The organism is Pseudomonas sp. WS 5410 (assembly GCF_012985645.1).
Classification (GTDB): Bacteria; Pseudomonadota; Gammaproteobacteria; order Pseudomonadales; family Pseudomonadaceae; genus Aquipseudomonas; species Aquipseudomonas shahriarae.
This window is the reverse complement of record NZ_JAAQWS010000010.1, coordinates 206968-221069: the sequence shown is the minus strand read 5'-3', so window position 1 is coordinate 221069 and position 14102 is coordinate 206968. Positions and strand designations below refer to the sequence as shown.

Here is a 14102-nt window from a genome sequence, read left to right as displayed (position 1 = left end):
CCGATCTCTCGTTAGCGGGAGGCGAATTCTACAGCGTTACACGCTGCTGTCAACACCTCTTTTTCTCCGCTTTCGACCGAGAGGATCGAAACGTTAATAGAGCCAAACAACACTGCTCTACCAACTCCCTCTGGGCTTCGATGAACTAAAGCAACTCGCTGTCGAATTCTGCGTAACTCTTTGTTTACCAAGGAGTTTTCCGTTTCGACTGCGCCGGAAGTGGGGCGAATTATAGACTTCCAGAATCTGCCGTCAACCCCTATTTTCACAATTCTGTCATATCGGTCAAAAAAGCCCCGAAAACGCGAAAGCCGGCCCCCAAGGGCCGGCTTTCTATTCATGCAACCTTACAAACTAGGGAACGCGAACTGCGACGCTTCATGGCTGGCACGCTGCGGCCAACGCTGAGTGATCGCCTTGCGACGGGTATAGAACCGCACCCCATCCGGCCCGTAGGCGTGCAAGTCGCCAAACAGCGAACGCTTCCAGCCACCAAAGCTGTGATACGCCACCGGCACCGGCAATGGAACGTTGACCCCCACCATGCCCACTTCAATCTCGTCACAGAACAACCGCGCCGCTTCACCGTCACGGGTAAAGATGCAGGTGCCGTTGCCATATTCATGGTCATTGATCAGTTGCATCGCCGCTTCCAGGCTATTCACCCGGACGATGCACAGCACTGGGCCAAAGATCTCTTCTTTATAGATGCGCATTTCCGGTGTCACGCGATCAAACAGGCAGCCACCGAGGAAGAAACCGTCCTCATGACCACTGACGCTCAGGCCACGCCCATCGACCACCAGCTCAGCACCCGAAGACACACCGTCTTCTATATAGCCACTGACCTTGTCCCGCGCCTGCGCAGAAACCAGCGGCCCCATGTCCAGGCCACAGGAAGTACCCGCACCAATTTTCAGCGCCTTGACCTGCGGCACCAGCTTGGCGATCAGAGCATCCGCCACCTGGTCACCCACACACACGGCCACCGAGATCGCCATGCAACGCTCGCCGCAGGAACCGTAGGCTGCGCCCATCAAGGCACTGACCGCGTTATCCAGATCCGCATCCGGCATCAGCACCGCATGGTTCTTCGCCCCGCCCAGCGCCTGTACACGCTTGCCGCGCTTAGTCGCTTCGGAATAGATGTACTCGGCAATCGGCGTCGAACCGACAAAACTCAAGGCCTTGACCTCAGGCGCCTCGATCAGCGCATCCACCGCACCCTTGTCACCATGCACCACGCTCAGTACGCCTTTGGGCAAACCGGCTTCCTGCAGCAACTGGGCGATCAGCAGCGTCGAACTTGGGTCGCGCTCTGATGGCTTGAGGATGAAGCAGTTACCGCAGACGATGGCCAGCGGATACATCCACAGCGGCACCATGGCCGGGAAGTTGAACGGCGTAATACCTGCCACCACGCCCAACGGCTGGAAATCGGACCAAGCATCAATGTTCGGGCCGACGTTGCGGCTGTATTCGCCCTTGAGGATTTCCGGTGCCGAGCACGCGTACTCGACGTTCTCAATCCCGCGCTTCAGTTCGCCGGCAGCGTCTTCCAGGGTCTTGCCATGCTCTTCGCTGATCAACTGGGAGATGCGTGCTTCGTTCTGCTCCAGCAATTGCTTGAAACGAAACATCACCTGGGCACGCTTGGCCGGTGGTGTGTTGCGCCAGGCCGGGAACGCCGCCTTGGCCGAGTCGATGGCTTGTTGAATGGTTTCACGGCTGGCCAATGGCACCTGGTGAATCACCTGGCCGGTGGACGGGTTGTACACATCGGCACTACGACCGCTGTCGTTGACCAATTCGCCGTTGATCAAATGCTGGATAAGGCTCATGCAAGGCTCCTGAAAAGTTGTCCACAGGCGCGACACGTGTCGCGCCCGACAGTTGTTCTATATAGAAGAAGAAATCAGTCGATCTTGTTCAGCACTTCGCCGACCGCATCGAACAAGCGATCCAGGTCCTGCGGCTTGCTGTTGAAGGTTGGGCCGAACTGCAGGGTGTCGCCGCCAAAGCGCACATAGAACCCCGCCTTCCACAACGCCATCCCCGCCTCGAATGGACGCACGATGGCATCCCCATCACGCGGTGCAATCTGGATCGCACCGGCCAGGCCGTAGTTACGGATGTCGATTACGTTCTTGCTGCCCTTGAGGCCATGCAGCGCATTCTCAAAGTGCGGCGCGACTTCAGCCACGCTCTGCACCAGGTTTTCCTTCTGCAACAGATCCAATGCCGCCAGCCCCGCTGCGCACGCTACCGGGTGCGCCGAGTAGGTATAGCCGTGTGGGAATTCCACCGCATACTCAGGCGTCGCCTGGTTCATGAAGGTCTGATAAATCTCGCTGCTGGCAATCACTGCCCCCATCGGGATCGCACCGTTGGTGACTTGCTTGGCGATGCACATCAGGTCTGGGGTCACGCCGAAGCTGTCTGCGCCGAACATCGAGCCGGTACGACCAAAGCCGGTAATCACTTCGTCGAACACCAGCAGGATATTGTGCTGATCACAAATTTCACGCAGGCGCTTGAGATAACCCTGCGGCGGCACGAGCACGCCAGCGGAGCCCGCCATCGGCTCAACGAACACCGCAGCGATATTCGACGCATCATGCAACTCGATCAGCTTGAGCAACTCGTCAGCCAAGGCAATACCGCCCTGCTCCGGCATACCGCGGGAGAAGGCATTGCTCGCCAGCAGGGTGTGCGGCAGGTGATCGACATCCATCATCGCCTGGCCAAAAATCTTGCGGTTACCGTTGACGCCGCCCAGGCTGGTGCCGGCGATGTTTACCCCGTGATACCCACGGGCACGACCAATCATCTTGGTCTTGGTCGCCTGGCCCTTTAGGCGCCAGTACGCACGCACCATCTTCACCGCCGTATCGGCGCACTCGGAGCCGGAGTCGGTGAAGAACACGTGATTCAGGTTACCTGGGGTCAGGTCGGTAATCTTTTCTGCCAACTGGAAGGACAAAGGATGACCGTATTGGAAGCCCGGCGAGTAGTCCAGGGTGCCCAATTGCTTGGCGACCGCTTCCTGGATTTCCTTGCGCGTGTGCCCTGCGCCGCAGGTCCACAGGCCCGACAACGAGTCATAGACCCGGCGCCCCTTGTCATCGATCAACCAACTGCCTTCGGCCCCCACGATCAGGCGCGGGTCGCGCTGGAAGTTACGGTTGGCGGTGTAAGGCATCCAGTGGGCATCCAGTTTCAATTGGCTGGCCAGGGTGGATGGGGCGTTTTCGGGCATGTTCATCAGCAAAACCTCGCAGGGCAAAAGGCAGCGTCGGGATTGAAAAGCGTTGTTGCAGCTAAATTGCCACGGAGATAAAGTCTAAGAAATGCAACTCTTCTAACCTTCAGTCAGGCCTTTACTAAACTATGAGCAGCCGCCGACCCGATCCACTGGCACAAGTCAGCGACTTCGATATCCGTTTGCTGCGCATCTTCCGCAGCGTGGTGGAGTGCGGCGGCTTCTCGGCGGCAGAAACCGTGCTGGGCATCGGCCGTTCCGCCATCAGCCAGCAAATGAGCGACCTGGAACAACGCCTGGGCCTGCGCCTGTGCCAACGCGGGCGCGCCGGCTTCTCCCTGACGGAAGAAGGCCGCGAGGTCTACCAATCGGCACTGCAACTATTAAGCGCGCTGGAAAGTTTCCGCACCGAGGTCAACGGCCTGCACCAACACCTGCGCGGCGAACTGACCATCGGCCTGACCGATAACCTGGTGACCCTGCCCCATATGCGCATCACCCATGCATTGGCGCAGTTGAAAGAGCGCGGTCCCGACGTGCAGATCCAGATCCGCATGATCGCCCCCAACGAAGTGGAACAAGGCGTGCTCGACGGGCGCCTGCATGTCGGCGTGGTGCCCCAGGCCAGCGCGCTGTCGGGCCTGGAATACCAACCGCTGTATAGCGAGCGCTCGCTGCTCTACTGCGCGGTGGGTCATCCGCTGTTCTACGCCGAAAACAAACAACTGGACGACCTGCGCATCAATAGCCAGGACGCCATCGCGCCGACCTTCCGCCTGCCCGCCGATATCCAGGCCCACTATCAAGCGCTCAACTGCACCGCCAGCGCTTCCGACCGCGAAGGCATGGCCTTCCTGATCCTCACCGGGCGCTTCATCGGCTACCTGCCCGACCACTACGCCAGCCTATGGGTGCAACAAGGCCGACTACGCGCGCTGAAACCGGCTACACGCTTTTACGATTTAAGCCTGGCTTCGGTCACGCGCAAAGGCCGTCGCCCTCATTTGGTGCTGGAAAGCTTCCTCGAAAGCCTGGCAGCGACCCGCTGATACGGGCCCCATACAAAACCTGAGCAAGTGGACAGCTTTTTGCAAGGCACAGGGACCATGAACCGTCAGCCCTGAGTCCACATGCCATGCCACCAGAATCCTCCAGCGCCAGCGACCTGATCTACGGCCTCAACGACCGCCCCAAACCATTGCCCGCCCTGCTTGCCGCCCTGCAACATGTACTCGCCAGCTTCGTCGGCATCATCACCCCGCCGCTGATCATCGGTTCGACCCTGGGCCTGGCCGCCCACTTGCCCTACTTGATCAGCATGGCGCTGATGGTTTCCGGTGTCGGTACCTTCATCCAGGCCCGTAGGCCATTTGGGATTGGCGCAGGGATGATCTGCCTGCAAGGCACCAGCTTTGCCTTTCTCGGCGCGGTGTTGTCGGCGGGCTTCCTGGTCAAGCAGCGTGGCGGCAGCCCGGAAGACATTCTGGCAATGATCTTCGGCGTGTGTTTTTTCGGCGCGTTGGTGCAGGTCGTGTTGAGCCGGTTTATCGGCCAGTTACGCCGGGTCATCACGCCGCTGGTAACCGGGATTGTCATTACCCTGATTGGCATCAGCCTGATCAAGGTAGGTATCACCGACCTGGGCGGCGGCTTCAATGCGCCGGACTTTGGCGCGCCGACCAACCTGGCCCTGGGCCTGTTCGTGGTGCTGACGATTATCCTGCTCAACCGCTCGAACACGCCGTGGGTACGCCTGAGCGCGATCATCATCGGCCTGCTGCTGGGCAGCGTCGCCGCCTGGTTCAGCGGCAAGCTGGTGCCCCAGCTCCTGCCCGACCTGCCCTTGATCAGCCTGCCGACGCCATTCCATTTTGGTTTCAGTTTCGATTGGAGCGCCTTCCTACCGGTAGCGCTGATTTATCTGATCAGCAGTATCGAAACCGTAGGCGACCTCACTGCCAACTGCATGATCGCCCGCCAGCCCATCAGCGGCCCTTCCTATATAAGCCGGCTCAAGGGCGGCGTGCTCGGAGATGGCGTCAGTTGCATGATCGCTGCCACCTTCAGTGCCTTCCCCAACACCACCTTTGCCCAGAACAACGGGGTGATCCAGTTGACCGGCGTTGCCAGCCGCTATGTGGGCCTGTACATCGGCGTGGTGCTGTTCTGTCTCGGATTGTTTCCACTGATTGGTGCAGTCTTGCAGCAAATCCCCAAACCCGTGCTGGGTGGCGCGACCCTGGTAATGTTCGGCAGTGTTGCCGCCGCCGGCGTGCGCATCCTGGCCCAGGCCCCGCTGGATCGGCGCAGCATGCTGATCATCGCCACCTCGTTCGGGGTCGGCCTGGGCATCGCGGCGCAACCGAACCTGTTGCACCTGATGCCAACCCTGGTGCAGAACCTGTTCGATTCGGCCATCACCAGCGGCGGGCTGACGGCAATCGTGTTGTGCCTGCTCCTGCCGGAATCCAAGGCCGCAACACCTGCCGCAAATCCAGCCCTGGAAAGCGATACGCTGGAACCGCTTTGACGCTTTTATCGTATCGGGACTTGTCTGAGGCTTGAGGGTGGGTTATCTGTGCAGCAATCGCATTCATCGATCTGCACGGAAACCTCCATGAGCCTCGAAGTTCCTGCCCACAACAGCCACGCCGGAAAACCCGCCAGCCGCATTCGGCAAAAGAACGAACAAGCGATCATCCAGGCCGCCGAAGACGAATTCGCCCGGCATGGCTACAAAGGCACCAGCATGAACACCATCGCCGCGAGCGCCGGGCTGCCGAAGGCCAACCTGCATTACTACTTCACCAATAAGCTGGGGCTGTATATCGCGGTACTGAGCAATATCCTCGAGCTGTGGGACAGCACCTTCAACACCCTGACCGCCGAGGATGATCCCGCCGAAGCACTGACCCGCTACATCCGCACCAAGATGGAATACTCGCGACGCCAGCCACAGGCCTCGCGGATCTTCGCCATGGAGATCATCAGCGGCGGCGAATGCCTTACCGAATATTTCAGCCAGGACTACCGCACCTGGTTCAGCGGCCGCGCCGCCGTGTTCCAGGCCTGGATAGATGCCGGCAAGATGGACCCTGTCGATCCGGTACACTTGATCTTCCTGCTGTGGGGCAGCACCCAGCATTACGCTGACTTTGCCACCCAGATCTGCCGCGTGACCGGCCGCACCAAGCTGACCAAGCAGGATATGGAAGACGCGGGTAACAACCTTATCCACATTATTCTCAAAGGCTGTGGCATCAAGCCGGCCCTCTGAACGAAGCGACTCAATGCCTTTCACCCTTACGGGCTTTTGCGAATTTCGCGAAGAAATCCGCAAAAGCCGCTTCATCACCTATGCCGCGCCGATTAGCAGCCCGCAAGACGCCCAGGGGTTTATCGAGCAGCACAGCGACCTCAACGCCACACATAACTGCTGGGCCTGGAAACTCGGTGGGCAATACCGCAGCAACGACGACGGCGAACCCGGCGGCACTGCTGGGCGACCGATCCTGGCTGCCATCGAGGCCCAGGGGTTCGATCAGGTCGTGGTGCTGGTGGTCCGCTGGTACGGCGGCATCCAACTGGGTACCGGCGGCCTGGCCCGGGCGTATGGCGGTGGCGCGAATAAATGCCTGCAAAACGCCGAGCGTATCGAGCTGATCAGCCGTGTGCCGTTGAGCTGCGCCTGCGGCTTTGCTGAACTGCCCCTGGTCAAGCTGCGTGTCGCCGAACTGGGCGGCCTGGTGGTAGAAGAAACCTTCACCGCCAATGGCGTGGAGCTACAACTGGCCCTCGGCGAAGCCCATATCGACACCTTGCAAACCCAGTTGGCCGACCTGAGCCGCGGACGAATCCTGCTGCAACGCTGAACCTGATAAGGTTGTTCACTGAACCTCGATGCCATAGGAAGCCTTCATGTCTACGCCAAAAACCGCATTGATCATCGGCGCCTCGCGCGGGCTGGGCCTTGGCCTGGTCAAGCAATTGCTGGCTGACGGCTGGCAAGTCACCGCCACCGTGCGCAACCCGCAAAAAGCCGACGCCCTCAAAGCCCTCGGCCCGGTACAGATCGAGCAACTGGACATGGACGACCAACAGGCCGTCATCGCCTTGAACCAGCGCCTGAAAGCCCAGACCTTCGACCTGCTGTTCGTCAACGCCGGCGTCAAGGGCCCGGCCAACCAGACCCCGGGCCATGCCACCCAGGCCGAAGTCGGCCAACTGTTTTTCACCAATGCTGTGGCACCGATCAACCTGGCCCAGCGCTTTGCCCCGCAGATTCGCCAGGGCAGCGGCGTGCTGGCGTTCATGAGTTCGGTACTGGGCAGTGTGACCATGCCCGACGCGCCGGACCTTGCGCTGTACAAGGCCAGCAAGGCCGCGCTGAACTCCATGACCAACAGCTTCGTGACGCAATTGGGCGAGCAGAAGCTGACCGTATTGTCGCTGCATCCGGGCTGGGTCAAGACCGATATGGGCGGCGAAGGGGCCGACCTGGACGTGGAAACCAGCGTGCGCGGCCTGATCGCCCAAGTGAACGCCTACACCGGCAAGGGCGGCCATCACTTCGTCAACTACAAGGGCCAGACCATTCCCTGGTAAGCCAGCAGATAAGCGGTGGATAGACCCCACCGCTCACTCCACGTAAACTTCCCACCTCGCCCTTACCGGCGACCCTGGATCAGCAGACAGGGCAACACTGAGCTGGCAAACCTGAACCCATCATTCAGAGGAGCCGGCCAATGCCTGCGACCCGTATCTGGTTAAAAAACCCTCTCGCGATTTTCACTGCCAACACCCTGGACGCCCGTGGCGGCCTGGTGCTGCAAGACGGTGTGATCGTCGAAGTGCTCGCCCTCGGCCAGCAACCGAGCATCGCCTGCGAACAAACCTTCGACGCCCGCGAGCACGTGGTGCTTCCCGGCCTGATCAACACCCATCATCACTTCTACCAAACCCTGACCCGCGCCTGGGCGCCGGTGGTCAACCAGCCGTTGTTCCCCTGGCTGAAAACCCTGTACCCGGTGTGGGCGCGCCTGACCCCGGAAAAACTCGCGCTGGCCAGCAAAGTCGCCCTCGCCGAGCTGCTGCTCTCCGGCTGCACCACCGCGGCCGATCACCACTACCTGTTTCCCGATGGCCTGGAACAGGCGATCGACGTGCAAGTCGACAGCGTGCGCGAACTGGGCATGCGCGCCATGCTCACCCGCGGTTCCATGAGCCTGGGCGAAGCCGACGGCGGGCTGCCACCGCAGCAGACCGTGCAGCAGGGAGAAGTAATCCTTGAAGACAGCCAACGCCTGATCCAGCGCTACCACGAGCGCGGCGACGGTGCGCAGATCCAGATTGCCCTGGCGCCTTGCTCGCCATTTTCGGTCACCCCCGAAATCATGAGCGCCAGCGCCGAACTGGCCAACCAACTCGATGTGCGCCTGCACACCCACCTGGCCGAAACCCTCGACGAAGAAGACTTCTGCCTGCAGCGCTTCGGCCTGCGCACCGTGGACTACCTCGACAGCGTCGGCTGGCTCGGCCCCCGCACCTGGCTGGCCCATGGCATTCACTTCAACCCGGATGAAATCGCCCGCCTGGGCGCGGCCGGCACCGGTATCTGCCATTGCCCAAGCTCCAATATGCGCCTGGCCTCCGGCATCTGTCCGACCCTGGACCTGATCGCCGCCGGCGCGCCGATTGGCCTGGGCGTGGACGGTTCGGCCTCCAACGATGCGTCCAACATGATTCTCGAAGCGCGCCAGGCTTTGTACATCCAACGCCTGCGTTATGGCGCGGAAAAAATCACCCCTGAAGGCGTACTCGGCTGGGCCACCAAAGGCTCCGCCAAACTGCTGGGCCGCAGCGACATTGGCGAGCTGGCGGTGGGCAAACAGGCCGACCTGGCCCTGTTCAAGCTCGATGAGCTGCGTTTCTCCGGCAGCCACGACCCACTGTCGGCCCTGCTGCTATGCGGCGCGGACCGGGCGGACCGGGTGATGGTGGGCGGCAAGTGGCGGGTGATCGACGGGCAAATCGAGGGCATGGACCTCAAGGCCTTGATCGCCGATCACAGCCAGGCGGCGCGGCAGTTGATCAACGCGTCCTAAGACGGGCCCGAGCTCGAATGCCAAAGCAGCGACCTGGGTCGCTGCTTTGGCACTTGCACAAAACGCAGGGAAAACAGCGCTCTGGTTACAGGTCTTTATGTTTAAGTTTGTCCGGCAACATAAACATCAGGATCAGGCACGCCAACAAGCTGGTGGCGCTGATCACATACAACGCGGGCGTCGCACTCCCCGTAAACTCGATGATCTGACTGACCATCAATGGGCTGACGATTCCACCGAACTGCCCCAACGTGTTGATCAATGCGATACCTCCCGCCGCGGCCGCTCCCGATAGAATCATCGGCGGCAATGCCCAGAATGCGGGGATGGAGGCAATCACGCCACCGCCCAATACGCCCAGGGCAATCACCAGCAACGTCGTATCGTCATCGAAAAAGCCCGCTAACAGAAATCCGATAGACGCCAGCAACAACAGGCCTGCCACGAATTTTCGGCGCTCGCCTGAACGGTCTGACAGGCGTCCAACGGTAATCATCGCAATTGCCCCACAGACGTAAGGCACCGCAGTCAAAAGCCCCAATGTGCCTGACGACTCCACCCCAGTGGAACGAATCAAATGCGGCGCCCAGAAATTAAGGCCATGGGACCCAAGCTGAATGAGAAAATAGAGAAACCCCAACAACAGAAGAATCGGCGATTTCAATGCGCTTCGAAAGGAGTGCTCTACAGAAGACGATTGGTTCTTTTCCGATATTTTTTGCGCCAACCATGATTTTTCGGCCCGCGTCAGCCATTTAGCGTCCTCCACACGATCACAGAGTACATTCAAGACAACGATCCCCAGCACAACGCAGGGAACACCTCCGAATAGAAACAGCCAATGCCACCCGGGAAGACCAAACACGTTATCCATATGTTCTAACAGGAGCCCCGCCAAGGGTGCGCCTATCAGTCCTGAAAATGCCGAAGCGAGGAACAAGTGCGACGTCGCTCGACCTCGAAATGCAGAAGGAAACCAAAGCGTCAGGTAAAATACGACCCCCGGCCCAAAACCCGCTTCCATTGCGCCGATCAGGAAGCGCAGCACATAAAACTGCCATTCGGTCTGGACAAAGACCATGGCACAAGTAGCAATCCCCCAGGACATCATGATCCTGGCAATCCACCTGCGCGCCCCCACCTTGTAGAGCATCAAGTTACTGGGCACTTCGAAAATCACATACCCGACAACAAATAAACTGGCCCCCAGCCCATACACCGAATTACCGAACCCTAACTCGCTTTCCAGCTGAAACTTTACAAAACTGATATTGATCCGATCAAAAAATGCAAAAAAAAAGCAAATTATAATTAATGGCATCAAGCGCCAGGTTATTTTTCTTATCAGTGCCTGGCCCTGAACATCATCCGAGACACTGTCTTGCGCCAACTCTGCCTTTGCAGCCTGCATACTTCCCCCCATTGAGAGATGTAAACCCTCTCAAATTATTATTTTTATTATTCAACGTTTCAAGCAAGACTAACCAACCACTCATCAATCATTCCGGCCACTTGATTGCTGTTAGCATCCATCATCAACATATGACTGTTACCCGACACTCCGACCGTCGGCAACTCCAAGACCCGGGAATCTACCGATTTATTTTGCAGTTGCTCAAAGTACGCCTCACATCTGTGAAGGTAGCTCTCCCACATGACACTTTTATCGCGAATGAAATCCCCCCAAATGGCTAGATGCGGAGGAAGCGTCAGTACACTTTTGGATAGTTCGGGAACTGCCGATGGCTCGATAGCAACCACCCCTTTCACCGTTCCTGCAAACTCCTGCGCCAGTTGCAGGGCGTAGTAAGCGCCCTGGCTATGCCCGATCAATACACAAGGTCCAATTTTTTCCAGCAAGGCTCTATAGCCGGCAAGTGCCCGGTGATCGGTACCTGCCCAGCGAGGCACGAACTGTTGGCCAAAAACATCCAGGTGCTCCACCGGGAACTGCTGCCCGGGGTAAGCCTGCTCTTCACGGGCCTCAGCGCAGTAACTGGACGCCGGACCGAAGCGGAAATGATGCCATACCGCATCCAGCGTCCGGTGTTCAGGCTTGCCTGCGAGGATCTCGGGATAGGCAGGCCAGGATGCACGTCCACGCTCAAACGCATCGCACAAGCAGGCGTCGTATCGGGCCTTCAGAAAAAACGTCAACCACCCCGGCCGGCCATCCGGTGTGTTTTCCCAACAGGCGCCGGTCAGGCCGCCGCCATGCAGGAAAACCAGTGGATAGGGGGAGCGTGGGTTGCTTTGTGTATACCGTTGGCAATACATCTGGCCAACCATGTGATGCCCATTCATCGACACCCGGATAGGCGCGGCGCCGGGAACCTTGGTCATCAGTTGTTCCGGAAAGCCGTCCATATACACGCGCTCTCCGCCAACATGAAAACCCTCGATAGACTTCAATGCAATGTCCTGGATCGTCATTGTGATTACCTCTGCTTTTTTTAATACACAGCTTGTTTAATCACTTGAGATTGATCCTACTCAGGCTATATTGGAAATACCGTTTTTTGATTGACCCATATATAAGATATATACCCCATGACAGGCTAACCCATGAAAAATGCCCGAAAGCTCGATATAGGCAGGCTCATTGCATTTGTGACTGTATGCGAAGAAGGCAGTGTGACGGCCGCATCGCGCAAACTGGGCATTGCACAACCTGCTCTTACTGTAACGTTGACCAAACTCGAACAAGCTATTGGTGTGCAATTGTTAACGAGAGATGCCAGAGGGGCTTCGCCGACTGCATTGGGCCAACGTTTTTTAAGCAGCGCTTATGAACTACTGGGCATGGCCGAAATGGCCTACAAAAAAATACATGAAGATTCTGATTTTCCCGAAGGAGAAGTCGTCATAGGCGTGCCCTACTCTTGCGCCAATGTATTGGTCGTCCCACTCCTGACCCGACTGGCAGCCGCCTACCCGGGAATCCGCTTGCGCGTCGTAGAGTCCCCGTCCGCTTATCTTTGGGATTGGCTGAGCGACGGGAAACTGGACATCGCGCTGCTGTTCGACCGCAAATCCTCCACCGAGGTGGTCTGCGAAGACTTCGCCCAGGAAGATCTCTACTTGGTGGGCAGTCACAGCCTGCTCAATCTGCAGGAGATCAACGTCAAAAGACTCTCGGAGTTTCCGCTGGTCATGGCCTCGCGCCTCAACCGTATTCGCACCCTGTTGGACAATCATTTGGCGGGCCACGACCTCACCCTCAATGTGAGCATTGAAATAGATTCCGGCGAATTCCAGGTGCGCTTGATAGAAACCGGCAACTGGTTCGGTATCCAGGCCGCCAGTTCCGTTGCGGAAAAACTACGCACCCGGCAATTGCAGGCCGCGCTGATAGTCCCTCGGGTTACTCGCACCATCTGCATCGCCCGCCACCGGGGAAAGTTGACGGACCCTTGCGTCGCACGTGTGATTACCGAGTTGAAACAGGAAAGCGAGAGGATGTTTGAAAACGGGCTCTGGCCCGCGCGCAAAATCACCTAGCCAGGCCTATACCCCCAGCAGCGACAGCATGATAAAGGTCGCAAACAATACAAAATGGGTCATCCCTTCGATGGCGTTGGTTTCGCCATCGTTGAGGTTGATCGCACTGACAATCAGCGTGATAAACACCATCACCGTTTGCACCGGGGTCATCGCCATCTGAAACGGCTGGCCGGTGTACAGCGCCATGGCTTCCATCACCGGCACCGTCAGAATCACCGTCGACAACGAAGCCCCCAGCGCGATGTTGACCACCGACTGCATGCGGTTGGCCAAGGCTGCGCGCAAGGCGGTCAGAATCTCCGGGGCGGCGGAAATCGCCGCCACCAGGATCGCCGTGATCACCGGCGGCGCCCCCGTGCCCTCCAGGCCAAGGTCCAGGGTCTTGGACATCACCTCGGCCAATGCGCCAATCACCACCACACCAAACACCAGGGTCGCGATGGAGAACGTCAGGTTGACCGGCGAGGCGTGCTCTTGCGGCGATGGCTTGCGACGTTTTTCCGGATAGCTGTAGCTGAAGAAGTAGCTGTGTGGCCCCACCTGCATACGCAGGAACAAGGCATACAACACCACCATCGCACCGATGGTGAAGGCCGAGTAGATTTTCCAGTCGGCCTCGGGGATAAATTCCGGCACCACCATGGACACGCCCATGGCAGTCAAGATCATCACGCTGTAGGTCCGCGCCGAATCATCATTGTAGGACTGCTCCCCATGCTTGATGCCGCCCATCAACGCAGCCAGGCCAAGGATGCCGTTGATATCCAGCATTACGGCTGAGTAGATCGTGTCACGCACCAGGGTCGGCGATGCCTCGTTGCTCATCATGATCGCCAGGATCACCACTTCCACCAGCACCGCCGCCAGGGTCAGGATCATGGTGCCGTAGGGGTCGCCGACCTTTTCGGCGAGCAGCTCGGCATGGTGGGCCACGCGCATCGAGGCCATGACAATAAAACCGATCAGCACCAGGCCGCCGAACAGGGCCGTCATCTGTCCGCTGTGCAACAGCCAGTGCTCCAGAGGGTAGGCTGCGAGGGCGGCGATCAGCGCCAGCCACATGTACTTTTCTTGCTTGAGGGATGTGAGCATTACGGGCCTTTTCGAGCGGCAAATCAGTCATTGATGGGGTACAGACTGCGGCGTATCGCTAACGTTTCGTTACACCTTAGTTCATTCGCCCATTGCCGCAGGCACGAACAATGCTTACCGCTCGGTCAGGTTTTACCGAT

The 14102-nt window shown here is 58.7% G+C and carries 12 protein-coding genes; 7 read left to right on the top strand and 5 right to left on the bottom strand.

What is annotated here, in order from left to right:
• Nucleotides 1-347: 347 nt before the first annotated feature.
• The gene (locus tag HBO24_RS16725; RefSeq protein ID WP_057958254.1) at nt 348-1841 is read right to left on the bottom strand and encodes a CoA-acylating methylmalonate-semialdehyde dehydrogenase; all 1494 of its coding nucleotides are present in this window, start codon (nt 1839-1841) and stop codon (nt 348-350) included.
• A gap of 74 nt (nt 1842-1915) precedes the next feature.
• On the bottom strand, nt 1916-3265 hold the full coding sequence (locus HBO24_RS16720) for an aspartate aminotransferase family protein (RefSeq protein ID WP_128593780.1): 1350 nt from the start codon (nt 3263-3265) through the stop codon (nt 1916-1918).
• A gap of 125 nt (nt 3266-3390) precedes the next feature.
• On the opposite strand from HBO24_RS16720, the gene HBO24_RS16715 reads away from it, so the two are divergent.
• The 6 genes from HBO24_RS16715 (at nt 3391) to HBO24_RS16690 (ending at nt 9366) form a co-directional block, all read left to right on the top strand.
• Nucleotides 3391-4311, top strand: a complete 921-nt coding sequence (locus tag HBO24_RS16715) for a LysR family transcriptional regulator (protein WP_057437664.1) — start codon at nt 3391-3393, stop codon at nt 4309-4311.
• Between the two features lie 86 nt (nt 4312-4397).
• Nucleotides 4398-5792 carry a nucleobase:cation symporter-2 family protein gene (locus tag HBO24_RS16710; protein WP_170060017.1) on the top strand — a complete coding sequence of 465 codons (1395 nt, stop codon included), beginning with the start codon at nt 4398-4400 and terminating at the stop codon, nt 5790-5792.
• An 87-nt stretch (nt 5793-5879) separates the two neighbouring features.
• Nucleotides 5880-6539: a TetR/AcrR family transcriptional regulator gene (locus HBO24_RS16705; protein WP_057437660.1), complete on the top strand. Its 660-nt coding sequence runs from the start codon at nt 5880-5882 to the stop codon at nt 6537-6539.
• 13 nt (nt 6540-6552) lie between these two features.
• On the top strand, nt 6553-7134 hold the full coding sequence (locus tag HBO24_RS16700) for a YigZ family protein (RefSeq protein ID WP_057437658.1): 582 nt from the start codon (nt 6553-6555) through the stop codon (nt 7132-7134).
• Between the two features lie 46 nt (nt 7135-7180).
• Nucleotides 7181-7867 carry an SDR family oxidoreductase gene (locus tag HBO24_RS16695; RefSeq protein WP_057437656.1) on the top strand — a complete coding sequence of 229 codons (687 nt, stop codon included), beginning with the start codon at nt 7181-7183 and terminating at the stop codon, nt 7865-7867.
• 140 nt (nt 7868-8007) lie between these two features.
• Nucleotides 8008-9366, top strand: coding sequence for an 8-oxoguanine deaminase (locus HBO24_RS16690; RefSeq protein ID WP_057958250.1), 1359 nt, complete (start codon nt 8008-8010; stop codon nt 9364-9366).
• A gap of 85 nt (nt 9367-9451) precedes the next feature.
• Here the strand turns inward: HBO24_RS16690 and HBO24_RS16685 are convergent, their stop codons facing one another.
• Nucleotides 9452-10777 (bottom strand): MFS transporter, encoded by a 1326-nt coding sequence (locus HBO24_RS16685; RefSeq protein WP_057958249.1) that lies wholly within the window; start codon nt 10775-10777, stop codon nt 9452-9454.
• A gap of 59 nt (nt 10778-10836) precedes the next feature.
• Nucleotides 10837-11799: an alpha/beta fold hydrolase gene (locus HBO24_RS16680; protein WP_057958248.1), complete on the bottom strand. Its 963-nt coding sequence runs from the start codon at nt 11797-11799 to the stop codon at nt 10837-10839.
• A gap of 132 nt (nt 11800-11931) precedes the next feature.
• On the opposite strand from HBO24_RS16680, the gene HBO24_RS16675 reads away from it, so the two are divergent.
• Nucleotides 11932-12867, top strand: a complete 936-nt coding sequence (locus tag HBO24_RS16675) for a LysR family transcriptional regulator (protein ID WP_128593777.1) — start codon at nt 11932-11934, stop codon at nt 12865-12867.
• 6 nt (nt 12868-12873) lie between these two features.
• On the opposite strand, the gene HBO24_RS16670 is transcribed toward HBO24_RS16675, so the two are convergent.
• Nucleotides 12874-13962, bottom strand: coding sequence for a calcium:proton antiporter (locus tag HBO24_RS16670; RefSeq protein ID WP_115127318.1), 1089 nt, complete (start codon nt 13960-13962; stop codon nt 12874-12876).
• Nucleotides 13963-14102: the final 140 nt, after the last annotated feature.